Below are 23,375 nucleotides of genomic sequence, written 5' to 3'. Positions count from 1 at the left end.
GGCCGAAGCCCCCGCAACCTTAGTCCTCCATCGTCACGGTACCAAAGTTTTGGTACCAGTTCTGTGCCTGCACGAAGCCCTTCACCTTCGGGCTCATCGCCCGCGGCGCAACGTCATGCGTCACCATCAGGAACAACGCCTCGTTGACGAACTTCTCGTGCGTCTCCTGCAGCACTTTCGTCTGCTCCTCCGGGTCGAAAGTCGTTCGGATCTTCTGGAACAACTCCTCCATCTCCGGGTCGCAGTAATGGCCCCAGTTCGTGCCGTTCGGCGCAATGAGGTCACACGAAAGGTGACGGATCAGGCCGGTGAACGGGTCCTGAATGAAATACGTGAAGTTGATCGAGTGCGCGCCCTGGCTGCTTTCGTCAGCCGCGCCCGCGCGCCAGATGTTGATCATCGTGTTCCATTCCACGACGATGAATTCCACCTCGATTCCCACTTCCGCAAGGTTCTGCTGAACGTACTCGTTCATTGGCAACGGCAACATCTGGCCGGAACCGGACGGCGAGATCATCGCCTTCACCTGCAATGGGTTGTCCGGCCCATGGCCCGATTCGGCCAAAAGCGCCTTCGCCGCTTCCGGGTCGTACTTTACCTCGAAGTCAGGTGTCCCGAACCAGGCGCTGCCCGGCGGCAGGAACCCCTCGGCAGGCACCATCAGACCACCGAGCAGCGTCTTCATCCCTTCGCGATCAATGGCGAGGTTGGCCGCCTTGCGCACATTTATGTCATTCCACGGCGACCCCTCGACCCTGCTCAGGTGCCATGTCCAGTTGTGCGGCAGGGTGTTGGATACAATTTCGAAGCCGTTGCCCTCCAGCGCCGGAATCACGTCCGGAGCCGGTGCCTCGATCCAGTCCACCTGCCCTGACAGCAGCGCGGCTGACCGCGCGTTCGGCTCAGGCAGGGGGATCAGCACCATCTTTTCCAGCTTCGGCACCCGCGTCGCGTCCCAATGATCGGCGAACGGTACAAGCTCGGCCCGCTCCCGAGGCACAAAGCTTTCCAGCATCCACGGGCCTGTGCCCGACGGGCTGGCCGCCACCTGCTCCCAGTCCTTTTCGAGCGCCTCCCATTGGGCAGGAGAAGACATCAGGATCCATGCAAGCTGATAAGGCAGCGTCGCGTCCGGCGTGCCCGTGGTTATTTCAAGTGTGTATTTGTCGATCGCCGTGTAGGACGTCACCGCTGGTATGCGAGACTTGCCCTGTGCCGACTGGCGCGGATCATACTGTTCGCTCTCATTGTCCAGCAGCTTGTCGAAGTTCCAGACGGCCGCTTCAGCATCGAACTCGGAACCGTCGTGAAACTTGACGCCTTCGCGAATCTTGAAGGTCCATTTTGTCTGATCTTCCGGATCGACGGACCATTCTTCTGCCAGACCGGGGATCAGGACCGACGGCTTATCCGCCGAAGTCAGGTCCCAGTTGATCAGCGCATCATAGACAGTGTAGCCTATGAACCGCATGCCTTCGCCACCCTGGTCCGTCTGGCCGGTGGTAAGCGGAATATCGGATGCCGTCATGCCCACCCGCAAAGTGCCCTGTGCCAGAGCCGGCAAGGCCCCGAGCGTCAGTGCCGCAGTCAGCGCGACGAAATTTCTCTTCAATCGTGTCATTCTCATTGATGAAGGTCCCCTGTGGTTTCCGGCGGCCCGCTTTCTGCAAGCTCTGTCCGATGGCATTCCATCCACCCTGAGAGTCAACTCACAGCACGCACTTAAGATTTAAAAATAGCCAGTATTTCTATTTTGACTGATTATCAGTCATAATTGATGCCCTTGATGCCCAGAATTACAGCACATCAGGTCGCCCCACCGAACACGGCTTACGACGAAACTGGATGAGTTGGCATGCCATTTGCAATCGCGTTAGAATTGCATTCACAGATTACGAAGGACGCCACTGTGAATCACATGCAGGACACCCCGGAGCAGGAACCGCTTTCACTCACGGAACACGTCGCCGACAAACTTCGGGAGATGGTCATCAGGGGGCAATTGGCACCCGGACAACATATAGTGGAGCGGAAACTCTGCGCCGAACTGTCCGTCTCCCGAACCCCGATGCGCGAAGCCCTGAAACTTCTGAGGCAAGACGGCCTTGTGGAAATCTTCCGCAATCGCGGCGCGCGCGTTGCGCCCTACACCGCCGAGGATGCCATAGATCTCTTCGAAGTGATCTCCGGGATGGAAAGCATTGCCGCCTCCCGCGCCGCCGAACGGATCACAGACACCGAACTCGACGCACTCCAGGAACAGCACGCGCGCATCGTCCACTTCCACAAGACCGGCAACCTGGATGACTACTTTCCCGCCAACAGCGCCGTTCACGCAGCCATCCTGCGCATCGCCGCCAATCCCGTGCTGGCCAATGCCCACCGCCGCCTCATGCTTCTGGCCCAGCGCGGCCGCTACATGGCCATTATGAACCCGGAACGCTGGAACCAGGCCGTGTCGGAGCACGGCGCGCTGATGGCATCCCTGGAAGCTCGCGATCCCGACGCCGCCCGCGAAATCTGGTCGGGCCACCTGATGAATACTGGCATCTCCGTCGCCGCCGCCCTACGCGCCGATTCGGAACAAAGCGATCAGCAGGCAGAGTTCTGACCATCAAATAGGCGATTTGGGCGGGCTTTCTGCACATATTCTCCACAAAAGCATCCAGATGCTGGCCACGATGGCAGTTTAACTTGCCATCCACCGGCTATTCCCCGAAGGCTCCGACAAATGGCATGCCATTTTTTCATCCAACAGGGAGCCCTCGAAAGATGACCATTCTCAACCCAGGCCTCACACGACGTAGCCTTCTCCGTACCTCCGCTTTCGCCGCGGCCGGCACGCTCGCCGCGCCAACCATCCTGCGCGCCCAGACCAACGAACTCGTTATCGGCTGTGCCGGCAGTCACTCCGCCTGGATGGAAGAAATCGTGGCGCCACATATGAAGGAAACCATCGGCGCTGAGATCCTTTTCGAAGGCACCAAGTCTAGCGTCAACCTCGAGAAGATGCGCGCCAACAAGGACAGGCCCTACCTCTCCGTTGTCCAGATGGACGATCCCGTTATGATTCTCGCTGTAGAGGAGGATCTCCTCACCCCGATCACGCCCGATGCCGCCCCGAACATGACCGACCTTCGCCCCGACGCCACCCACATGGACGGCATGTGGTGCAACTACGTGCAGCCGTGGGCCGGTGTCGCCTACAACAGCGACGCCATTGATGGCGTTCCCAGTTGGTCAGCACTCTGGGCACCGGAGGCCAGCGGCAAGGTCATCATCCCTTCACTACAGAACACGGAGGGCAGCTGGACACTGTTCGCCGCCGCCATGCTCGCCACCGGCAAACCCTTCGCCGAGGCCCAGTACGAGATCGACGCCGCCTTCGACAAATTGGCCGAACTCAAGCCCAACGTACTGACGACCTACGCCGTCATGAGTCAGGCCTTTAACCTGCTCGAACAGGGCGAAATCACCATGCTGTCCGGAAACTTCTCCTCCTACACCCTTCCCCGCAAGGCCGAGGGTGTGCCGGTCGATCTCGCCGCCCCGGCGGAAGGCATCTTCGCCATGCCGTCGGGCATCTGTCTCGTCAAGGACGGCCCGAACCCCGAACTCGCCGCAGCTTATGTCAACGAGATGCTCGGTCCGGACATGCAGGCCGCCATTGCCGATTTCGCCTCCTCCGTCCCGGCCAACACCACGGTTTCCGCCGGAGCCAAGACACCTGAAGGCGTTCCGATCTTCTCGCCCGACTGGGCCTTCGTCAGCGCCAACCGCGCAGACTGGATCGAACGTTTTGACAAGCTGATGGCGGCCTGATGACCAATGCTACCACTCCCACGGCACGATACCTCGACGCCGTGGGCCTCTCCAAGAGCTACCACGGTACTCGCGTAATCGACGGGTTGGACTTCTCCGTCGCCAGGGGGGAGCTGGTCTCCCTCCTCGGCCCGTCCGGCTGCGGCAAGACCACGCTCCTGCGCCTGATCGCCGGGCTCGTTTCATCCGATGATGGCAACATATCCATCGGCACCCGAAACGTCACCCGCACTCCGGCCCACAAGCGCAACGTCTCGGTCGTCTTCCAGAATTACGCCCTCTTTCCCCACCTCAAGGTCGCCGAAAACGTCGCCTTCGGCCTGCGTGCCCGAAAGGTCGACAAGGCCACCATCCCCGACCGTGTAGCCGAGGCTCTCCATCTCGTCCGCATGACCGAATTCGCCGACCGCCCCGTTGCCGCACTCTCCGGCGGTCAACAGCAGCGCGTCGCGGTCGCCCGCGCCCTCGTCGTTCAGCCGGATCTGCTCCTGCTGGATGAACCGTTCTCCGCACTTGATCGAAAGTTACGTGAAACCATGCAAGTCGAATTGAAGACTTTGTTGCGTGATCGCGGGATCACAGCCATCTTCGTCACCCACGATCAGGAAGAAGCTCTCGCCGTGTCCCACCGCATCGCCGTGATGAACGAAGGCCGGATTGAGCAGTTTACCGCACCGGCCGAACTCTACGCCCGGCCCGCCACACCTTTTGCGCTCGATTTCGTCGGCCTCTCTACCCGTATCCACGCCACCGCCCGCGGCAATTCGGCCGAGACAGCTTACGGCACCCTCCCCTTGCCCGACCCGATTCCAGACGGCACGCCCTTGCTTATCGGCGTCCGGCCCGAAAACATCACTCTCGGCGATGCTCCGATCACGCTGTCCGCAGAAGTAGCCGACGTGATGATCCTCGGCTCGAAAACTCATGTTCACTGTCGATCCGAAGGTGACGACCGTCTGCTTTGTGAACTCCCCGGCACCGTTTCCGGCATCACTCCGGGCCAGAAGCTCACACTTGGCTGGGCACCTGAAAACACCTTGGTCTATGAGGTTCCGGCGTGAGGCGTGTAGATCGTTTCGCCCTCCTTGCCGCGCCGGGGCTGCTCTATCTCGCTGCCCTCTACGCCCTGCCTCTCATCATCCTCTTGCTGAAGAGCTTTCAGGGACCGGCCGGATTCTCCCTCTCTGCCTATGTCGACTTCTTTACTGACAGCTATGATCTCACCGTCTTGTGGCGCACCCTCCGTGTCGCTTTGCTCACAACCCTACTGTCGCTCGCACTTGCTTATCCAACAGCCTTCGCCCTCGCCCGAGCCCGTGGGCTTGCCCAGACGCTGATCCTTGTCGCGATGATCCTGCCGCTCTCAGTCGGCGTCATCGTCAAGGCCTTCGCTTGGTCGATCCTCTTCCGCTCCAACGGCCTGTTGAACCAAACGCTCATGGCTCTCGGCATCACCGAGGAGCCGGTGCGGATGCTGTTTACCGAAACCGCCCTCATCATCGGTGCCGCCAACGTCTTCCTGCCTTTCATGGTCCTGCCGATCTATGCCGTCATCCGTCAGATCGATGGCGCACTGACAGAGGCTGCCGCCACCCTCGGTGCCGGGCCTTTCTTCCGCTTCTTCCGCGTCACCCTTCCGCTCACCCTGCCCGGCATCATCGCCGGCTCCGCATTCACGTTCTCGCTGGCCGTGTCGATGTACGTCATCCCCAGTCTAATCGTTGGAGAACGCCAGCAGACACTCTCCATGCTGATCGCGCGGTCCTTCCTTTACTTGCGAGACGAGCAGACCGGCTCCACGATTTCCGCCATTCTTCTGCTGATCGCGGTCGCCGTCGTCGTCGGTTCAAGCTGGCTGGCGTCCCGCGTGTCAGGAGGCCGCGCATGACTCGCACCGACCTCTTCGCCCGCTGGTTCGCGTGGGCCATGGCCGCCTTCGTCGTCGTCTTCCTGATGTTGCCACTGGTTCTGACGGTCGCCGTCTCGTTCAGCGACAGTTCTGTGTACACTCTTCCGCCGACAGGCTGGTCCTTCCGATGGTACGAAGCGATGACCCGCCGCTCGGGACTCTATGATGCCGTGATGCTGTCACTCAACCTCGCCGCCGTCTCCACCCTCCTCAGCCTGGTCCTCGGCACCGCCGCCGCCATGGCCGTCGCCCGCGGTCGCTTCCCCGGAAGGCAGGCGATCGCAACCTTCTCGGTCTCACCGCTGATGATGCCCGGTCTCGTGGTCGGTGTCGCCCTTCTGCAGTTCCTGCGTGAAATCGGTCTGCGTGACGCCTATTGGAGCCTTCTGATCGGCCATATCGTCATCACACTGCCGTTCGTCATGCGGACCCTGCTTGCCGCCATGGGCGCGTTCGACTTCTCGCTGATCGACGCCGCCCGCACCCTCGGCCTCAGCTATCCGATGGCCGTGGTCAAGGTGCTGATTCCGGGACTTGCGCCCGCATTCCTCACCGCCAGCCTCTTCGCCTTTCTCGCCTCGATGGATAATTATCCGATCTCGATCTTTCTCACCGATGCCCGCAACAAGACCCTTCCCATCAAGATGCTTCAGTATCTGGAGGAGCAGCCGGATCCATCGATCGCCGCGATGTCCACAGGCCTTATCCTGCTTGCCCTCGTCGCCCTGATGGTCGGAGCCCGAACCGTCGGTCTTAACCGGATGATCCAGGGATGATCGATCGCCGGGACCTTCGCGGGTATCAGAGTAGCGCTCCGCCACCACCATGGCCTGACAGTGCGCGCCTTGCCGTCTCCGTCGTCGTCAACGTCGAGGAAGGCGCCGAGCTATCCGTCGCCGATGGCGACATGCGCAACGAATCCATCTACGAGGCGAGGGAAGAGGTGATCGGGGCACCGGATCCATGTCTGGAAAGCCATTTCGCCTACGGCCCCCGTCAGGGCTATCGCCGCATCGCCGATGCGCTCGCCGCCCATGATATCCCCGCCACCTTTTCCACCTGTGGTCGCGCGGCCGAGCGCCTGCCGTGGCTTCTCGCCGACGCCGTCGCGCGGGGCCACGAAATCTCGTGTCACGGCTGGCGATGGGAATCCCATGCCGGCATGGATGAGGCAGAAGAACGTGCGATCATCGCCCGCACCCACGCCGTCATTGCTGCGGCGTCCGGGCAGCCACCGCAAGGCTGGCACACACGCTCCGCCGCGTCGCCCAACACCCGCCGGCTGCTGGGCGAGCACGGTGGATTCGCCTATGATTCAGATGCTTATGACGATGACGTGCCACGGATCGACACTGTCAGCGACAGGCCCCATGTAATCATTCCCTATGCTTTCGATACCAACGACATGCGCTTCCAACCCGGCGGCTCCTTCACCCATGCCGAGGACTTCGCCCGTTACAGCATCGCCGCGTTCGAGCGTCTCTGGGCCGAGGGTGCCACCGAGGCCCGAATGCTCTCCATCGGTCTTCACCTGCGCATCATTGGCCGTCCCGCCCGCATAGCTGGTCTCGAAACTCTGCTTGCCCACATGGTCGCCAAAGGCGGCGTCTGGTTCGCCACCCGTGCCCAGATCGCCGCGTGTTGGCGGCGCGCCTCCGGCCTGCCGGAATGGAAGCCCGCATGACCACCTTGCTTGATCAGTCCGCCTCCGCCATTGCCGCCGCCGTGGCTGCCGGCCAGATCGAGCCCCTCGATCTGGCCGAAGCGGCGCTCGCCCGAGCGGCGGAGCGTAATCCCACAATCAATGCCCTGACCCGGATCGAAGCCGCACCGATCCGTGCCGAGGCCGCTGCCCTGACACAGCGCATTGCCGCTGGCGAAGCCCTGCCCCTCGCGGGCGTGCCGGTCGTGATCAAGGACAACATCTGGGTAAAAGACAGGCGCGTAACCCAAGGGTCACGCCTGTTCGAAGATCACATCGCACCGGAAGACGCCATCGCCACGGCCCGCCTTCGCGCCGCCGGAGCCCTGATCCTCGGCATCTCCACCTGCTCCGAATTCGCCTGCAAGGGCGTTACCAATACGCCACTCTACGGCACCACCCGCAACCCGCTGGACAAGGACCTTACCCCCGGCGGCTCCTCCGGCGGATCCGCGGCGGCCCTCGCCGACGGTATTGTTCCCCTCGCCCTCGGCACCGATGGCGGCGGCTCCGGCCGCAGGCCCGCAGCCCACTGCGGCGTCATCGGTTTCAAACCGTCGCAGGGTGCCATTCCCTACGGACCCGGCTTTCCGGAACCGTTCTGGGACATCTGCACTATCGCCCCCATGGCCCGAACCGCCGCCGACCTCTCTCTGCTGTTCGAAACATTGGTTGGCGCCGAGGAACGCGATGTCATCAGCCGGCTCACACTTGCGCCAGCGGAGGAATCCCGGTCCCTCCGCATCGCCTTTGCGCCCCGCATGGGGCGCGACGTGGCAATGGACGCTGATGCCACCGCTGTCACCCTCGCCGCCATAGATGCCTTGCGTTCCGCTGGTGTCGTAATCCACGACGCCGCGCCCGACTGGCCCGACGGCGGGAACGAAGGTGCACTCATGCCGCTGCAGTTCGCAGGTCTCGCGGCCCTCCACGGCCAGAAATGGAAATCGCGCCCCGAACTCTTTGACCCCGACATAGGCACCCAGATTGAACAGGGTCTCGCCCTCCCCGGCACCGCCGTCGCCCGCGCGCTCGATGCCGGACGCGCCATGCGTACCGCCCTCGCGGCGTTCTTCACCCGTTACGATCTGCTGCTCTGCCCGACAACGCCCTGCGCTGCATGGCCGCTGGGTCGTCCAGGGCCGGAGTCCATCGGTGGAAGACCCGCCAGCCCTCGCGACCACGCCGTCTTCACCCCGCAAATGAACCACGCGCGTTCCCCGGCCCTGTCGTTGCCCTGCGGCAGCAATCCGCGGGGCCTGCCGTTCGGTCTCCAGATCATCGCCCGCGTCGGCGCAGACCGGAGCGTTCTCGCCGCCGCTCGCCACTTCGAATCAATCTTTCTTTCCGCCGGACTGACTTCGGCACCCTTCCCCGACGAGGCCGCATGAAAATCCTTCTGCTCAATCCCAATATGACAACCGGCATGACTGACGGCATGGCCGAAGTCGCCCGCCTCGCGGCCTCGCCGGGAACGGAAATCATCCCCGTTACCGCCACCCGCGGATTTCCCTACATCTCTTCCCGCGCAGAGTCGCAGTTTGCCGGCACAATCACGCTGGAAATAATCGCCGACTACCAGGATCAGGTCGATGCTGTCGTCGTCGCCGCCTTCGGCGACCCCGGCCTCCATGCCGCCCGCGAACTCTACGACCTGCCCGTCACCGGCCTCGCCGAAGCCGCAATCCTGACGGCCTGCATGCTGGGGGAGCGTTTCGCCATCGTCACATTCACGCCCGATATGATTGCCTGGTACGCCCTCTCCGTCGCCGCTGCCGGTGTGCAAAGCCGCCTCAGCGGCTTCCACGCGCCGGAACGGCAGAGCGGCAGTCTCGGCAACCTCAAGGTCGACATGCGCGCAGAACTTACACGCCTCGCGCAGGAAGCGGCCGCCGGCGGAGCAGACTGTGTCATTCTCGGCGGTGCCCCGCTTGCCGGCCTCGCTAGTGAAATTGCCGAGGAGGTTCCGGCCGTGCTGATCGATCCGGTCGCCTGTGCCGTCCGACAGGCCGAAACCCTCGCCTTGCTGGCCCCCGACGGCGCGTCGAAGGGCTCCTACCGTCGCCCGCCCGGCAAGGCGACCACTGGCTTGCCCGCCGCCCTTGCCGCCCAGTTTGAGGGTGACGGGTGAATGCGCATCCTTTGCCTAAATGCCAACACCACAGCGTACGTTACCCGTACCGTCGCGGATGAGATGGCCAGCACCCTCTGCAACCGCGCACATGTCATTCCCGTGACCCCCGAAGACGGCCCGCCGATCATCCGCTCGGCCGAGGACAACGCGCTGGCCCACCAAGGCGTACTCACCGCAGCTCACGAGCACATGAACAATGCGGACGCCATCATGCTCGCGGTGTCTTTTGACACCGCCCTGACTGAGCTGCGCGGCAGCCTCTCCATCCCCGTCGTCGGTATGACGGAGGCCTCAATCTCTCTTGCCCGCCTTTGCGGCGGTCCATTGGGCTTTATCACCCTCGGAGCCTCTCTGGTTCCCCTCTATGAAGAGACGTTGACCCATTGTGACCTGAAAACGGATTGCGTCGGCTGGCGCGCGTTCGACGCTCCCTCTGCCTATCGCGAAGGCGACAAGACGGAACTGGACCGTTTGCTGCTCGCCGCCACTGCGGAACTGGCGACAGATGGCGCACGCACGGTGGTCCTGCTCGGGGCCGTCCTCGCCGGAGCCGCCCGACGGATCGCACCGCGAACCAAGACGCGGGTTATCGATGGTGGCAACGCCGGCGCCCTGATAGCCGAAGCGCTGCTGAACCTGCCGTGAGCTTCAGCTCTGCAGATAGGCCTGCATCGCCGTATCGGCGCCATCGGCCCAGATTACCGTCAGCCAGCGCGTGAATGCATCGGAGAACTCTGCATTGTCCACCAGGTCACCGTATAGCTGCTTTTGCTCCAGCCACGCCATCGGCCGGGCCTTCGCCTCTGCTGCCACGATTGTCAGCGTTCCCCAGAACGGATCGTTCGGCTCAATACGGCTGCCATCCTCGCGTGTGCCTTCGCACATTCGCGCCCACATCGCCTCTACCAGCGCCAAACCCGATATCTGCCCGCCTTTGGCCAAGGCGTCCCGCACCGTCGGCAACAGGAACCCGGTGTGACGGGAGGAACCGTCGAACGCCACCCGCCGCGTCGTATCGACGATCTTGGGGTTGGAAAAGCGCGAATCTATCAGGTCAACATAGGCCTCGGGCGTCATCCCCGGCACCGCGTGAACATGCGGGGAGATTTCATCCAGCGCCACCTTGCGGAACAGCGCCCCGATCCGCGGATGCTCCATGCAGCCCGCGATCGTCTCGACGGAAAGTATTTCCCCCGGATTGGCGATGACCTGGTGCCCGGCATTCAGGATCCGGATCTTCATCGCCTCGTAGGTATGGACATCGTCCGCAAACGTCGCCCCGGCCTTGTCCCAGTCCGGGCGTCCGGCGCAGAAATCATCCTCGATCACCCACTGCCGGAAACTCTCATGCGTCACCGGCACAGCGTCCTCGATGCCGATTTCCCGCGCCAGTGCGATCTCCTTTGGCCCCGTCGCGGGTACGATGCAATCCACCATCGAATTCGGAAAACTGCACTGGGCGGCGATCCAGTCGGCGAGAACCGGGTCCGACATGCGCGCCAATGACACCAGCGTCTGCCGCAGAATATCGCCATTGCCCTGCAAATTGTCGCAACTCTGGCCGGTAATCGGCCCGATGCCGCGCTCCCGCCGCAGTTTCAGCGCCGCGACCATCGCTCCGAAGGCAGTCTTTGGCGATCCCGGGTTGGCAGCATCGTGCAAGATATCGACATGTCGGGAATCAAAACCCTTCGTTGCCGGGTCGATGTAGTAGCCGCCCTCGGTCACCGTCAGCGCGACAATGCGGATCGCCGGATCGGCCATTTGCTCGATCAACGGCCCGTTACCCTCTTCGATGGGCACGTAACCGATCATAGATCCCGTCACCTCGGCGGAACGGGAGTCCGGCGACAGCTCGATCAACGTCGTCAGGTAATCCTGCGCGGCCATCTTCTCGCGTTGCGCTGCATCATAGGCCCGGACACCGGCGCCGATGATCGCCCAGTCCATGCATAATTTCTGCTGAAACAGCCGGTGCAGATACCATGCCTGATGTCCGCGGTGGAAATTGCCGAGACCGATATGCACAATTCCGGGTGTCAACTTCGAACGGTCATACTCTGGAACAATCACGCCGTCCGGCAGATCCTTGAGGGTTGCGTTCGAAAGTTTCATCAGTTCATCCAGTTCCCGCCATCGACGTTCAGCGTCTGCGCCGTCACGTAGGCCGCATCATCGGAGGCCAGAAACACGCACGGTCCCGCGATATCCTCTGGTTTCCCCATGTATCCCAGCGGCACGGCCTCGCCGACGATGCGCTTCTTCTCGCCGGGTTGCCGGTTCTCATACTGCGCAAACTGGGCATCGACAATATCCCACATCGGCGTATCGATCACACCCGGCGCAATCGCATTGACGCGAATTCTGTCCTTCGCCAATTCCAACGCCAGCGATTGCGTGACAGAGATCACCGCCGCCTTTGTCGAGCAATACAGCACGATGTTCGGCTCGCCCCGCCTTCCGGCCTGCGACGAGAAGTTGATGATCGCCCCGCCCCTGCCCCGCTTCTTCATACCCGGCACAACAGCCTGAATGGCAAAAATCGTGCCACCGACATTGACGTCGTACTGGCGTCGGTAATCCTCGGCGGTAACTTCCTCGATTGACCCCATGTTGAAGATCCCGGCATTGTTCACAAGGATGTCGATACCGCCAAATTCAGCCTCAACCGCCGCAACACCTTCTCGGATAGCAGCCAAGTCAGTGACATCCATCGTCACCGCCATGCCCGCTTCGCCCAAAGCCTTCGCGGTCTCCACCGCCTCTGCCGTCAGACGGTCGGCCACGGCGACCCGCGCGCCCTCAGCCGCATAGGCCTCGCAAATGGCCCGCCCGATCCCGCGCGCGCCACCGGTGACAAGCGCCACCTTTCCCTTCAGCCTCATTCAACGATCCTCAACCCCTGCGCATCGAACTTGTGGATCTGTCCTGCTTCCGGCGTCAGGAACACCTTGTCCCCGTAGTGGATATCGACTTCGCCCCCCGCACGCACGGTGATCGGATCGTCGATGCCCTCGCAGTTCACGTGAAAAAACGTGTCGGAGCCGAGATGCTCTGAAACGCCAACCACCCCTGCCCAGGAACCGGCTTCAGAAGAGACCGCGATATGTTCTGGCCGAACTCCGATGGCATGAGCCCCGTGCTGGGCCGCCAGCGGTCCCTCGAAGATGTTCATCTTTGGAGAGCCGATAAACCCGGCAACGAACCGGTTGCGCGGTGCCTTGTATAGCTCCAGCGGGCTGCCGACCTGCTCGATCAACCCCGCCTGCAGCACCACGATCTTGTCGGCCATCGTCATGGCTTCCACCTGGTCGTGCGTCACATAGATCATCGTCGTCGCCAGTCGCTTGTGCAGTTCCGAGATCTCGAGCCGCATTCCAACCCTCAGCGCAGCATCGAGGTTCGAAAGCGGCTCATCGAACAGGAACGCCGCGGGCTCCCGCACGATTGCCCGGCCGATGGCCACGCGCTGCCGCTGCCCCCCCGAAAGCTGGCCCGGGCGCCGGTCCAGATAGTCCGTCAGGTTCAGCACACGCGCGGCCCCTTCCACCCGCTTGTCCTGTTCTTCTTTGTCGAGCTTCGCCATCCGCAAAGGAAAGGCGATGTTCTTGCGAACGGACATATGCGGGTAGAGCGCGTAGGATTGAAACACCATCGCCAGCGACCGCTTGGCCGGTGGCAGTGCTGTCGCGTTCTTTCCGTCAATCTCTATGTCGCCGCCCGAAACATCCTCCAGCCCGGCGATCAGCCGCAGCAGGGTAGACTTGCCGCAACCCGAAGGCCCGACGAAGACGACAAACTCACCGTCTTCTATGGTCAGGTCCAGCGGCGGGATGACATTGACTTCGCCAAAGGACTTCGTGACTTGGTTAAGCGTGATACGTCCCATTTTCTTTATCCTTATTTGACTGCGCCGAATGTCAGACCACGAACGAGCTGTTTCTGGCTGAACCAGCCGAGGATCAGCACGGGTGCAATCGCCATCGTCGAAGCTGCGGAAAGCTTGGCATAGAAGAGTCCCTCAGGGCTTGAGTAACTCGCGATGAAGGCCGTGAGCGGTGCCGCCTTGGCCGCTGTCAGGTTCAGCGTCCAGAAGGCTTCGTTCCAGGCAAGGATGAAGTTCAGCAACAACGTCGACGCGATCCCCGGCACCGCCATCGGTGTCAGGACATAGATGATCTCGTCCCGAAGTGTCGCCCCATCCATCCGCGCAGCTTCCAGAATCTCACCAGGAATTTCGCGGAAATAGGTATAGAGCATCCACACGATGATCGGCAGGTTGATCAGCATCAGCACGATCGTCAGGCCCATCCGGCTGTCCAGCAGCCCCAGCTTGATGAACAGCAGGTAGATCGGGTACAGGACGCCCACCGCCGGCAACATCTTTGTGGACAGCATCCACAGCAGAATGTCCTTGGTTCTCTTGGATGGCACGAAGGCCATCGACCACGCCGCCGGGATCGCCACGATCAGCCCGAGGATGGTCGATCCGCCCGCGATGATGATGGAGTTGGTCAGGAAGCGCATGTAGTCGGAGCGCTCCATGACGATGCGGTAGTTCTCCAGAGTCCAGTCGAAGGCCAGGAACACAGGCGGGTCGGCAATCGCCGTCGCCTCGGTCTTGAAGCTTGTCAGGATGGTCCAGAGGATCGGGAAGAAGATCAGCAAACCCACCGCCCATGCGGCAATCGTGTTGATCGTCTTGCGGCTGTTCGTAACAGAGCGTGCCATGGCGTTTCCTCCTCACGCGTCCAGATTCTTGCCGACGATCCGCATCAGGAAGATTGCGAGAATGTTGGCAAGTATGACGGCATAGATACCCCCGGCGGAGCCGAGCCCGATGTTCTGGCTCTCCAGCACGCGCTGGTAGATCAGATAGGTCAGCGTCCGGGTTCCGAAGGAGCCCTGCGTCGTCACGAAAATTTCCGCGAAGACGGACAACAGGAAGATGGTCTGGATCAACACCACGATGGTGATGGCCCGCGAAAGGTGTGGCAGGATGATATAGCCGAAACGGGAAATCACCGGCGCACCATCCATCTCCGCCGCCTCCAGCTGTTCGCTGTCAAGCGACTGGATCGCCGTCAGCAGGATCAGCGTGGCAAATGGCAGCCACTGCCAGGAGACGATCATGATGATCGAAGTCAGCGATGCCTGGCTCAGCCACTCCACCGGCGTCAGTCCGAAGAACTGCCACAAATGGGCGAACAGCCCGTTCACCGGGTCCATGAACATGTTTTTCCACACAAGCGCGGAGACGGTGGGCATCACGAAAAACGGCGCGATGACGAGAATACGTACGATCCCCTGCCCCCACATCGGCTGATCGAGCAGGATGGCTAGCAGAACACCGAGAATGATGGTGATCAGCAGCACTCCCCCGACGATGATCAGGGTCGCCTGCACGCTTGGCCAGAACGCCGAAGATGTGACAAAACGAACGTAGTTTTCGAAACCTACCCAACCAAGATCGCCACCGCGCAGCGGCAGGTAGCGCTTGAAGGAAAAGTAGAGCGTCATGATGAGCGGCACGAGCATCCAGCCGAGCAGCAGTATCACTGCCGGTGCCATCATCAGTCTTGCTGCGGATCGGGATTGCTGGGTCGCCATTTCGTCTCTCCTCGGAAAGCCGGGCCAGAGGCCCTCAGGCCGCGCAATTCATGCAAATAGAAAGAGACGGGGGGCGGGCTGACGCCACACCCCCCGGCCGGGGAGGAACCTCAGTAACCTGCGGCTTCCATTTCGTCGACGGTGATCGCCTGGGCCTTCTCAAGCGCTTCCTCGACGGACTGCTGGCCCGCAAGGGCGGCCGAGAATTCCTGGCCCACCTGGGTGGCAATACCAGCGAACTCGGGGATCGCCACGAACTGCACGCCCGTGTACGGCACCGGGTCGACAGTCGGCTGCGTCGGATCCGCGGAATTGATGGAATTCAGCGTCATTTCCGCAAACGGCACCTTCTGGTACTCGGCGTTTTCGTAAAGGGAAGTACGTGTGCCCGGCGGAACGTTCGCCCAGCCTTCGTTCTCGGCTACCAGCGCGGTGTATTCCTTGCTCGTCGCCCAGGCCACGAACTTCTTGGCTGCATCTGTGGCATCCGAGCCTGCCGGAACGGCGAGGGACCATGCCCACAACCAGTTGCCGCGTTTGCCGAGGCCGTTGTCCGGCGCGAGGGCGAAACCGACCTGATCGGCAACCGTGGAGTCATTGGGATTGGTCACGAAGGAAGCCGCAACCGTTGCGTCGATCCACATGCCGCACTTGCCCTGCTGGAACAGCGAGAGGTTCTCGTTGAAGCCGTTCGTGGAAGCGCCCGGAGGTCCGTAGTTGTTCATCAGGTCCATGTAGGTGTTGAGCGTGTTCGCCCAGGCCTCGCTGTCGAACTGGGCCTGCCAGTCCTCATCGAACCATTTGCCGCCAAAGCTGTTGGCCATGGCAGACAGGAAGGCCATATTCTCGCCCCAGCCGGCCTTGCCGCGCAGGCAGATGCCATACACTTCGTTGTCCTTGTCCGTCATCGCTTCGGCAGCCTTGGCGATGTCGTCCCAAGTCGGCGCTTCGGGCATTTCCATGCCTGCCGCTTCCATCAGGTCCTTCCGGTACATGACCATGGAGCTTTCGCCATAGAATGGTGCCGCATATAGTTCACCATCGACAGTCAGACCACCGCGGATCGCAGGCAGGATGTCATCGGCATCCCACTCGGCCGGCAGATCGTTCAGCGAGACCAGCCACCCCTGCTTGCCCCAGATCGGAACTTCATAGGTGCCGATTGTCATCACGTCGAACTGCCCGCCATTGGAGGCGATGTCCTGCGTCACGCGCTGACGAAGCACGTTCTCCTCCAGCGTGACCCACTCCAGTGTGATATCGGGGTTTGCCGCCGTGAACTCGTCACTCAGACCCTGCATGCGGATCATGTCGCCGTTGTTCACTGTCGCGATGGTAACGGTCGTCTGTGCCGTTGCAGCACCTGCCAAGAGCGCAAGCGCCGACGCCGCACAGAATGCGTGATTCAGTCTCATCGTAATCCTCCCAGATTATCCAGTGTTATTGGAACTCAGGTACCAACTTAACTGCGGCCAAGTCAAATATTTTTTTACGCGCGTAAAGTTTTGACCCGATCAATGGCCAGGAGCGGCCTTACGCTTACGCCGAAGATCGCAATATCAACTTGCCTTCGAAATAGGTCGCATTGCGCTCATGGCTACTGAATCCCGCCTCCATCAGCACGAACAACGCCTCGAAACTGCCCCGCGCAATCGATTCATAGTCCTGCGCCACGGTAGTCAGCGAAGGGCTGGTGAAACGAGACCAGGGATGATCATCATGGCCGGCGATCCGCATCGCGCAGCCCGGCCCCCGCCCGACACGCAACCCGCTCTCGTAGGCAGCGGCCAGAAGGCCGATGGCAATCCTGTCATTGCTGCACAGGACGGTGTCTGAAGGTATCAACCGCTCCTGGATAAGCCGTTTGCCTTCGGTCAGACCGACCCGCTCGAAGTCCCATGTTTCCTGCTCCACATGGATGATCTGCGGCTCAAGCCCCAACTTCTCCATTGTCTGACGATAAGCCTGTCTGCGCTTTCGTGCGTTCGGGTTGACGGGCGGCATCTCCAGGAAACAGGGGGGAGAACCGGTGCTGCAAAGATACTCGACCATCAGCCCGATGCTCTGAAAATTATCCAAGCCCACAAAGGTTTCGCCGACTTCGACGTCGCTGTCGAAGATCACGGTTGGCACTTCATCGACAAACTTCTTCAGGGCCTCCAGATCCGATGCTCGCCCCAACGGGGCCAGAAGCGCGCCGGCGGGTTTCAGCGATTTCAAGGTCTCCAACGCGTTGACTTCAAGGTCCTGCTCACCATGCGATGAAAACAGGATCGGCAAGTACCCGGCCTCGATGCAGCGCCATTCGATGTTACGCACGATCTCGGCGAAGAACGGGTCGGCCAGGTAGGGCACAAGAATGCCTATGGTCTTTGTCAACTTGCGGTTCTGGTTGATGGCAAAGATATTGGGGCGGTAGTCGTATTGCTCCAGCGCCCGCTCGATCCGGCTACGGGTGGAATCCCTCACGCTGCTCGGATCATTGAAATACTTTGATACAGTTGGACGCGATATGCCGCTGAGAGCCGCGAACTCCTCCATCGTCCTGATCTTCTGACTGTCCATGTCCCCTGCTTTCCGAAAGGGGTTCTGTCGCCCCCACATTCACCGGCAAAGCCTTCGCCCGCTCTCATTGCGCCACATTTTCACGCAGCGAAAGTTTGCGCGCGTCAATTTTTATAGCCGACAATAGAGATGCCCGGAGCCGCCGGTCAAGCTTCTAGCACGATTGCAAAACTCTATCCGGCTCTTATTGAACAAAAAAAAGGAGGGCAGGAAAACCCCTGCCCTCCGTCTTCGCCTGCTCTCTCAAATCATCCCCAGGAAGCGGAAGGAAGAAAGAGATCGGCGTTTCGCCGGCCATCACGTCACGGGCACACTGGAGAGAGAAGCCCGCATCGCGAAAGCTGGCAAGCCCGGTTCAGGCCACCCTGTCGCGCGGTTCACGGCCTTCGAAGAAATCGACAAGGTTTTCCATCGCCCGGAATCCCATCGCCTCCCTCGCCTCCCGTGTCGCGCTGCCAAGATGTGGCAACATCACCAGGTTTTCACAGGCACGCAGTTCCGCGCTCACACGCGGCTCACCGTCGAACACGTCCAGCGCCGCGCCCCCGATTGTCTCGAAGATCAAGGCCTGCGCCAGCGCTGCCTCGTCGATGATCTCGCCGCGCGCCGTGTTGATCAGGAAGGCATCTGCCTTCATCAGCCCCAGCCGCCGCGCGTCGATCAGGTGGCGATTTTCCGCACCGCCTGGGCAATGTAGGGATACGAAATCGCATTCGGGCAGAAGCGCGTCGATCGTCTCGACCTGCCGCGCGCCGACAGCCGCCAGTTTCTCCACCGCCACCGCGCTGCGGTTGTAGACAAGGATGTCCATGCCGAAGCCATGATGCGCCCGCCGCGCCACCTCCTGGCCGATCCGCCCGAAGCCGATGATCCCCAGCACCTTGCCGGAAACCTTCCTTCCCATCAGATGCGTTGGCCGCCAGCCCGTCCAGGCACCGGACCGAACCTCGTGTTCACCCTCGACCGCTCGCCGTGCCGCCATCAGCATCAGCATCACGGCAAGATCAGCCGTACACTCGGATAGAACATCCGGCGTATTGGTCACTGCAATCGACAGCCGGGAAACCGCTTCAGTGTCGATGTGGCTGTATCCCACGCCATAATTCGCAAGGATCTTCGCCTGCGGATTCCGGACTTCCAGCGCCCGGCTGCAGAACTTGTCGGTCACAGTTGGCAACACCGCATCGAACCCGGAAATCGCCTGTCGGAAATCCTCCGTCTTCAGCTGTGCATCCCTCTGGTTGATCGTCACGTCGAAACGCTCCGACAACCTGGCTTCCACCGCCGGCGGAAGGCGGCGGGTCACGAAAAGGCTAGGCAATCCCATCTTTTCCTCCTTACGCGGCAATGACCCGCGCGATTGTTTCCCCGATCTCCGCGGGGTGTTCGGCAACCGTGACCCCCGCCTGCGTCAGGATTTCAACTTTCTCCGAAGCACTTTCGCCGAAGGCCGAAATGATGGCCCCGGCATGGCCCATCGTGCGCCCCTTCGGCGCCGTCAGCCCGGCCACATAGGCAACCACCGGTTTTGTCATGTGGTCACGCACGTATTCTGCCGCCTCGGCTTCCTGTGGGCCGCCGATCTCACCGATCATGCAGACGATCTCGGTGTCGTCGTCGTCCTCGAAATGCATGAGGATGTCCTTGAAGGAAGAGCCGTTGATAGGGTCGCCGCCGATGCCAACGGAGGTCGAGATACCGATCCCCCGCTCCTTCAGTTGCGAAGCCGCCTCGTAGCCCAGGGTCCCGGAACGTCCGACGATACCGACGTTGCCCGCCATGTAGATGTGGCCCGGCATGATCCCCAGCATCGCCTTGCCGGGGCTGATCGTGCCCGCGCAGTTCGGTCCTGTCAGGATCATCCGCCGTTCTTTCGGAAACCGCCACATGTACCGCTTTACGGCAATCATGTCCTGCGCCGGAATTCCGTCGGTAATGCAGACGCAGTAGCGGATACCGGCGTTGGCAGCCTCCATGATGCTGTCGGCCGCAAATGGCGGCGGCACAAACACGAGGCTTGCCTCCGCGCCTGTCGCCTCGACCGCCTGCGCAACGGTGTCATACACCGGCACGCCCTCTGCAGTCTCGCCACCCTTGCCCGGCACCACGCCGGCGACGACGTGGGTGCCGTAGTCCAGCATTTCCCGTGTGTGAAACCGGGCCATCTTGCCCGTGATCCCCTGCACTATGACTTTGGTGGATCCGTCCAGCAAAATGCTCATGATGCTGCCCTCATTTTCGTACCCTTGGTGGAATCATGCTTCCAGGCGCCCACCGCCCGTTCCGCCGCCTCGCTCAGGGTGGAGGCGCGAATGATCGGTAACCCGCTCTTTGCCAGGATCTTCTGCCCCTCCTCCACATTCGTGCCGGAGAGCCGGACAATCACCGGTATGTCCACCGGGTTCTCCGTCAGTGCCTGAACCACGCCTTCCGCCACCCAGTCACAGCGGTTGATCCCGGCAAAAATGTTGACCAGCACCGCCTGAACGTTCTTGTCCGACATCACCAATCTGAAGGCCTTGGCCACCCGCTCTGGCGTGGCGCCGCCGCCGATGTCGAGGAAGTTGGCAGGCTCGCCTCCCGCCAGCTTGATGGTGTCCATCGTCGCCATCGCCAGCCCGGCACCGTTGACGATGCAGCCGATATTGCCGTCGAGGCCGACGTAGGAAAGCCCCCGATCCGCCGCCCTGCATTCGCGCGGGTCCTCCTGGCTCTTGTCGCGCAGTTCTGCAACCTGCGGATGCCGGAACAGCGCATTGTCATCGAACGTCATCTTCGCATCCAGCGCCAGGATCCGCCCTTCTTCCGTCACCACCAGCGGGTTGATCTCGACCATGGTCGAATCGAGGTCCCGGAAGGCGCGGTAGCAGCCCATCAGTGTCCGGACGAAGCTCTGCACCACTGCCGGGTCAAGCTTCAGCGCAAAGGCAATCTCGCGGCACTGGAAGGCTTGCAGGCCGACCGCCGGTTCCACCGTCGCACGGATGATACTGTCCGGACGCTCCTCGGAAATCTCCTCGATCTCCATCCCACCTTCCCCGGAGCAGACGATCATCACTCGCTGGCTCGAACGGTCGAGTACAAAGCCAAGATAGACTTCCCGCGCAATCTGCGCCGCCGCCTCCACGTAGACCCGGTAGATGCCCTTGCCCTCCGGTCCGGTCTGATGCGTCACGATCTTCTGTCCGAACATCGCCTCGCAGGCCGTCTGGATTTCCGCGTCGGAGCGGCAGAATTTCACGCCGCCCGCCTTGCCGCGGCCGCCGGCGTGAACCTGCGCCTTGACCACCCATGCGTCACCACCCAGTTCGCGGGAACGATAGGCCGCCTGTTCGGGGCTATAGGCAAGCGCGCCCGGAAGCACCTCCACCCCGAATTTCGAAAGCAGCTCTTTCGCCTGGTACTCATGGATGTCCATTTCTTCCCCCTTATTCCGCCGCCATTCGCGTGGCGTAATGCGTCTTCAGTCTCTCTTCGACAGCTTCAAGGTCGATCTCTGCCCCGAAGTCGTTCATCGCCTGTGCAAACCGCAGCGCGATATCGGTCACTGCCGGCTCGTTGAGCTGGTTCAGGATGCCGATCCGCACCTGAACCGGCTCGGAAAGGGTCGGCCAGATGCCAAAGCCCTTTGCGCGGCAGGATTGCACCAACTCCATTTCGCGGCCAGCCAGTTTGCCCGGCAGGTTCAGAACGATCAGGCTGGTCATGTTGGAAGTCACCTCGCAGCCCATAGCCTCCACCGCGTCGCGCAGTGCTGCCTCGTGGTGGGCATAACTCTTCGCCCGGTCCGCCACCGTTTCCGTCAGTGCGATGCGCAGTGCTTCGTGAAACGCGGCCACGGCATAAGCGGAGTGGGTGCGGTGATAGACCGGCTTATCCACGTCCTTGCCATCCACGATCCCCCAATGCCGTGCTTCCATGATCGGGTGATGCACGAAAGTCCTTGTGCCGCTCTTTTTCAGTTCCGCGATGTAGCGATCGGAGAAACTCACCGGCGCATACGTCAGCGGTAGGCAGCAGATGCCCTTCTGAGGGCAGGAGGCCCAGGCGGCGACGCCGGGGTAGTCGTCGATCGCAAAGTCGCTGACGCCCAGGGAGGAGACGGCATCGACGAGCCCCAGCGCGCCATGGCGTTCGCAGGCTTCCGCGAAGCCTGCAAGATCGTTCACACGGCCGGAGCCGGTTTCCCAATGGGCCATGAAGGCCCATTTAGGCTTATGCTCGGCCAAGGCCTTTTCGACGATCTCGCCGCTCACGGACTGGCCATGCGGGATCTCGATGATCTGCACACCAGCAGGCTTCGGGTTCAGCGAATCCACCGCCAGTTCCTCTGCCGTCGCCGCCTTCATCCGGATCGTCAAGCCATCAATGCCCGAGAACGTACCGTTCACGAACGCCACGACCGTGTCGCCGGGCATGATCGCGCTCATCATGCAGTCAAGCCCGCTCCAGCCGGTACCTGCCACGCCGAAAGTGTGGATATTCTTCGTGCCCCAGACTTGGCGCAGCATGTGCTTCGCCTCGACCATCCCGCGCAGTACGTCGGGTTGCATATGGTCGGCGACACCCGCCTTGGAAAATCGCTCCAGCACGCGCGGGTCGGTATTTCCAGGTCCGGGCCCGGCCGCCAGTGTTTCGGGAATTTCAAGTTGGGGGAAGATCGTGTCGGTCATCTGCGTTAGGCTCCCTGAGTAATAAAATCTTGCGATGTCTGGCGTGAATGTAATTTTCTTGCGCTCATTCACAACATCCCTTACTCCTGCCTTTGGGCAGCTAAAAGCGTAGTAAAATTCCTGCCCGAAAGTGTGGGAATACGGCTGTATACCGATTTGACACCACCCATATGGGTAGGTTTTGGGGAGGAGGATTAGTTCAAATGTCGCAAAATCCGGCGCCAAAGGGCAAAATCGACATCATGCTGGCCGACAGCAACCCCCTCGTCCTCTCAGCAATGTCCCAGATCTTCGAGCGCGACTCACGCTTCTCGCTCGTCGCCACCGCAGCTACTGCCGAGGGCTTCCTCGGCACCGCCATGCGCGTCCCCGTCAAGGTCGGCGTGATCGAGTGGAACCTTCCTGCCCTCGGCGGCGCAAAACTCATAGAGGTCCTTCGCGCGCAGGAAGCGGCCCCCCGCCTCGTCGTCTACGGCGAGGACCGGGCGGACCTGCCCCGCGTCGCCATGGCCGCCGGCGCCGCCGGCTTCACCCCCCGTTCCGCTCCGGTCGAAACCCTGCTGGAAACCTGCGCCAGCGTCGCCGAGGGCAAGATGGTCTTCCCTTATGTTGACGTCCGCGAACTTCAGCACGACCCGATCCGCACCTTATCCCGCAAGGAACGCACGATCCTGGAAGCCCTGTCCAAAGGGCTCACCAACCGCCAGCTTGCCGCCGAACTGGAGATCTCGACCAACACCGTCAAGTTCCACCTCTCCAACCTTTATGACAAGCTCTCGGTACGAAATCGCGCGCAGGCAATCGCCTTCTACTACGCCTCCCGAATGCCTTCATCCGGCGATCCCTAAGACTCTCGTCGCGGAATGCCCGCCTTTCCGGCATTCCGCCTTGACAGACCTTTGCCCCGTCGGGCCAACCTGACGCCAAACTTCAATAACCACTACAAAGAGGACAACAGAC

Annotated in this window: 22 protein-coding genes; 10 read left to right on the top strand and 12 right to left on the bottom strand. The window is 61.5% G+C overall.

Annotation, left to right across the window (positions count from 1 at the left end; all coding sequences use genetic code 11):
* Positions 1 to 19: 19 nt before the first annotated feature.
* Positions 20 to 1,627, bottom strand: coding sequence for an ABC transporter substrate-binding protein (locus tag GO499_RS03835; protein ID WP_284154884.1), 1,608 nt, complete (start codon positions 1,625 to 1,627; stop codon positions 20 to 22).
* A gap of 291 nt (positions 1,628 to 1,918) precedes the next feature.
* On the opposite strand from GO499_RS03835, the gene GO499_RS03830 reads away from it, so the two are divergent.
* From GO499_RS03830 to GO499_RS03790, 9 genes are all read left to right on the top strand, one after another.
* Positions 1,919 to 2,611, top strand: a complete 693-nt coding sequence (locus GO499_RS03830) for a GntR family transcriptional regulator (RefSeq protein ID WP_161860946.1) — start codon at positions 1,919 to 1,921, stop codon at positions 2,609 to 2,611.
* Between the two features lie 161 nt (positions 2,612 to 2,772).
* The gene (locus tag GO499_RS03825) at positions 2,773 to 3,822 is read left to right on the top strand and encodes an extracellular solute-binding protein (protein WP_161860945.1); all 1,050 of its coding nucleotides are present in this window, start codon (positions 2,773 to 2,775) and stop codon (positions 3,820 to 3,822) included.
* Entirely contained in the window at positions 3,822 to 4,883 is a 1,062-nt protein-coding gene (locus tag GO499_RS03820; RefSeq protein ID WP_161860944.1) for an ABC transporter ATP-binding protein, read from the top strand. The genes GO499_RS03825 and GO499_RS03820 overlap by 1 nt, the downstream gene beginning before the upstream one ends.
* Positions 4,880 to 5,710 (top strand): ABC transporter permease, encoded by an 831-nt coding sequence (locus tag GO499_RS03815; protein ID WP_161860943.1) that lies wholly within the window; start codon positions 4,880 to 4,882, stop codon positions 5,708 to 5,710. The genes GO499_RS03820 and GO499_RS03815 overlap by 4 nt, the downstream gene beginning before the upstream one ends.
* A complete protein-coding gene (locus tag GO499_RS03810) occupies positions 5,707 to 6,507 on the top strand; it encodes an ABC transporter permease (protein WP_161860942.1) in 801 nt (266 codons plus the stop codon). Before GO499_RS03815 ends, GO499_RS03810 begins: the two co-directional genes overlap by 4 nt.
* Positions 6,504 to 7,415: a polysaccharide deacetylase family protein gene (locus GO499_RS03805; protein WP_161860941.1), complete on the top strand. Its 912-nt coding sequence runs from the start codon at positions 6,504 to 6,506 to the stop codon at positions 7,413 to 7,415. Before GO499_RS03810 ends, GO499_RS03805 begins: the two co-directional genes overlap by 4 nt.
* Complete coding sequence (locus GO499_RS03800; protein ID WP_161860940.1) at positions 7,412 to 8,824, top strand: amidase; 1,413 nt, start codon at positions 7,412 to 7,414, stop codon at positions 8,822 to 8,824. The genes GO499_RS03805 and GO499_RS03800 overlap by 4 nt, the downstream gene beginning before the upstream one ends.
* The gene (locus tag GO499_RS03795; protein ID WP_161860939.1) at positions 8,821 to 9,564 is read left to right on the top strand and encodes an aspartate/glutamate racemase family protein; all 744 of its coding nucleotides are present in this window, start codon (positions 8,821 to 8,823) and stop codon (positions 9,562 to 9,564) included. Before GO499_RS03800 ends, GO499_RS03795 begins: the two co-directional genes overlap by 4 nt.
* Positions 9,565 to 10,212: an aspartate/glutamate racemase family protein gene (locus tag GO499_RS03790; protein ID WP_161860938.1), complete on the top strand. Its 648-nt coding sequence runs from the start codon at positions 9,565 to 9,567 to the stop codon at positions 10,210 to 10,212. It abuts the gene before it with no gap.
* A gap of 3 nt (positions 10,213 to 10,215) precedes the next feature.
* Here GO499_RS03790 and GO499_RS03785 read toward each other — a convergent pair whose 3' ends face one another.
* From GO499_RS03785 to GO499_RS03735, 11 genes are all read right to left on the bottom strand, one after another.
* A complete protein-coding gene (locus GO499_RS03785) occupies positions 10,216 to 11,682 on the bottom strand; it encodes a mannitol dehydrogenase family protein (RefSeq protein ID WP_161860937.1) in 1,467 nt (488 codons plus the stop codon).
* Positions 11,682 to 12,452, bottom strand: a complete 771-nt coding sequence (locus tag GO499_RS03780) for an L-iditol 2-dehydrogenase (protein WP_161860936.1) — start codon at positions 12,450 to 12,452, stop codon at positions 11,682 to 11,684. Before GO499_RS03780 ends, GO499_RS03785 begins: the two co-directional genes overlap by 1 nt.
* Positions 12,449 to 13,456: an ABC transporter ATP-binding protein gene (locus GO499_RS03775; protein WP_161860935.1), complete on the bottom strand. Its 1,008-nt coding sequence runs from the start codon at positions 13,454 to 13,456 to the stop codon at positions 12,449 to 12,451. Before GO499_RS03775 ends, GO499_RS03780 begins: the two co-directional genes overlap by 4 nt.
* A gap of 11 nt (positions 13,457 to 13,467) precedes the next feature.
* A complete protein-coding gene (locus GO499_RS03770) occupies positions 13,468 to 14,298 on the bottom strand; it encodes a carbohydrate ABC transporter permease (protein ID WP_161860934.1) in 831 nt (276 codons plus the stop codon).
* 12 nt (positions 14,299 to 14,310) lie between these two features.
* Positions 14,311 to 15,177, bottom strand: coding sequence for a carbohydrate ABC transporter permease (locus GO499_RS03765; RefSeq protein ID WP_161860933.1), 867 nt, complete (start codon positions 15,175 to 15,177; stop codon positions 14,311 to 14,313).
* Between the two features lie 110 nt (positions 15,178 to 15,287).
* Positions 15,288 to 16,592 carry an ABC transporter substrate-binding protein gene (locus GO499_RS03760; protein ID WP_161860932.1) on the bottom strand — a complete coding sequence of 435 codons (1,305 nt, stop codon included), beginning with the start codon at positions 16,590 to 16,592 and terminating at the stop codon, positions 15,288 to 15,290.
* Between the two features lie 124 nt (positions 16,593 to 16,716).
* Positions 16,717 to 17,742, bottom strand: coding sequence for a LacI family DNA-binding transcriptional regulator (locus GO499_RS03755; RefSeq protein ID WP_161860931.1), 1,026 nt, complete (start codon positions 17,740 to 17,742; stop codon positions 16,717 to 16,719).
* Between the two features lie 355 nt (positions 17,743 to 18,097).
* The gene (locus GO499_RS03750; RefSeq protein WP_161860930.1) at positions 18,098 to 19,069 is read right to left on the bottom strand and encodes a 2-hydroxyacid dehydrogenase; all 972 of its coding nucleotides are present in this window, start codon (positions 19,067 to 19,069) and stop codon (positions 18,098 to 18,100) included.
* A 10-nt stretch (positions 19,070 to 19,079) separates the two neighbouring features.
* Complete coding sequence (gene sucD, locus GO499_RS03745; protein ID WP_161860929.1) at positions 19,080 to 19,964, bottom strand: succinate--CoA ligase subunit alpha; 885 nt, start codon at positions 19,962 to 19,964, stop codon at positions 19,080 to 19,082.
* Positions 19,961 to 21,160, bottom strand: coding sequence for a malate--CoA ligase subunit beta (locus GO499_RS03740; RefSeq protein WP_161860928.1), 1,200 nt, complete (start codon positions 21,158 to 21,160; stop codon positions 19,961 to 19,963). Before GO499_RS03740 ends, sucD begins: the two co-directional genes overlap by 4 nt.
* Positions 21,161 to 21,170: 10 nt before the next feature.
* Entirely contained in the window at positions 21,171 to 22,415 is a 1,245-nt protein-coding gene (locus GO499_RS03735) for a pyridoxal-phosphate-dependent aminotransferase family protein (RefSeq protein ID WP_161860927.1), read from the bottom strand.
* Between the two features lie 203 nt (positions 22,416 to 22,618).
* Between GO499_RS03735 and GO499_RS03730 the strand changes: the two genes are divergently transcribed.
* Complete coding sequence (locus tag GO499_RS03730) at positions 22,619 to 23,263, top strand: response regulator transcription factor (RefSeq protein WP_284154883.1); 645 nt, start codon at positions 22,619 to 22,621, stop codon at positions 23,261 to 23,263.
* Positions 23,264 to 23,375: the final 112 nt, after the last annotated feature.

Origin of the sequence: Algicella marina (assembly GCF_009931615.1) — a bacterium.
Lineage (GTDB): Bacteria > Pseudomonadota > Alphaproteobacteria > Rhodobacterales > Rhodobacteraceae > Algicella > Algicella marina.
Note: the sequence above shows the minus strand (reverse complement) of the source record. Positions and strands in the feature narration are given on the sequence as shown.

Bases quoted from the DNA above. Each gene is read 5' to 3' on its own strand.
- GO499_RS03835 (WP_284154884.1), bottom strand. From the start codon at position 1,627: ATGAGAATGACACGATTGAAGAGAAATTTCGTCGCGCTGACTGCGGCA.
- GO499_RS03830 (WP_161860946.1), top strand. From the start codon at position 1,919: ATGCAGGACACCCCGGAGCAGGAACCGCTTTCACTCACGGAACACGTC.
- GO499_RS03825 (WP_161860945.1), top strand. From the start codon at position 2,773: ATGACCATTCTCAACCCAGGCCTCACACGACGTAGCCTTCTCCGTACC.
- GO499_RS03820 (WP_161860944.1), top strand. From the start codon at position 3,822: ATGACCAATGCTACCACTCCCACGGCACGATACCTCGACGCCGTGGGC.
- GO499_RS03810 (WP_161860942.1), top strand. From the start codon at position 5,707: ATGACTCGCACCGACCTCTTCGCCCGCTGGTTCGCGTGGGCCATGGCC.
- GO499_RS03805 (WP_161860941.1), top strand. From the start codon at position 6,504: ATGATCGATCGCCGGGACCTTCGCGGGTATCAGAGTAGCGCTCCGCCA.
- GO499_RS03800 (WP_161860940.1), top strand. From the start codon at position 7,412: ATGACCACCTTGCTTGATCAGTCCGCCTCCGCCATTGCCGCCGCCGTG.
- GO499_RS03795 (WP_161860939.1), top strand. From the start codon at position 8,821: ATGAAAATCCTTCTGCTCAATCCCAATATGACAACCGGCATGACTGAC.
- GO499_RS03790 (WP_161860938.1), top strand. From the start codon at position 9,565: ATGCGCATCCTTTGCCTAAATGCCAACACCACAGCGTACGTTACCCGT.
- GO499_RS03785 (WP_161860937.1), bottom strand. From the start codon at position 11,682: ATGAAACTTTCGAACGCAACCCTCAAGGATCTGCCGGACGGCGTGATT.
- GO499_RS03780 (WP_161860936.1), bottom strand. From the start codon at position 12,452: ATGAGGCTGAAGGGAAAGGTGGCGCTTGTCACCGGTGGCGCGCGCGGG.
- GO499_RS03775 (WP_161860935.1), bottom strand. From the start codon at position 13,456: ATGGGACGTATCACGCTTAACCAAGTCACGAAGTCCTTTGGCGAAGTC.
- GO499_RS03770 (WP_161860934.1), bottom strand. From the start codon at position 14,298: ATGGCACGCTCTGTTACGAACAGCCGCAAGACGATCAACACGATTGCC.
- GO499_RS03765 (WP_161860933.1), bottom strand. From the start codon at position 15,177: ATGGCGACCCAGCAATCCCGATCCGCAGCAAGACTGATGATGGCACCG.
- GO499_RS03760 (WP_161860932.1), bottom strand. From the start codon at position 16,592: ATGAGACTGAATCACGCATTCTGTGCGGCGTCGGCGCTTGCGCTCTTG.
- GO499_RS03755 (WP_161860931.1), bottom strand. From the start codon at position 17,742: ATGGACAGTCAGAAGATCAGGACGATGGAGGAGTTCGCGGCTCTCAGC.
- GO499_RS03750 (WP_161860930.1), bottom strand. From the start codon at position 19,069: ATGGGATTGCCTAGCCTTTTCGTGACCCGCCGCCTTCCGCCGGCGGTG.
- sucD (WP_161860929.1), bottom strand. From the start codon at position 19,964: ATGAGCATTTTGCTGGACGGATCCACCAAAGTCATAGTGCAGGGGATC.
- GO499_RS03740 (WP_161860928.1), bottom strand. From the start codon at position 21,160: ATGGACATCCATGAGTACCAGGCGAAAGAGCTGCTTTCGAAATTCGGG.
- GO499_RS03735 (WP_161860927.1), bottom strand. From the start codon at position 22,415: ATGACCGACACGATCTTCCCCCAACTTGAAATTCCCGAAACACTGGCG.
- GO499_RS03730 (WP_284154883.1), top strand. From the start codon at position 22,619: ATGTCGCAAAATCCGGCGCCAAAGGGCAAAATCGACATCATGCTGGCC.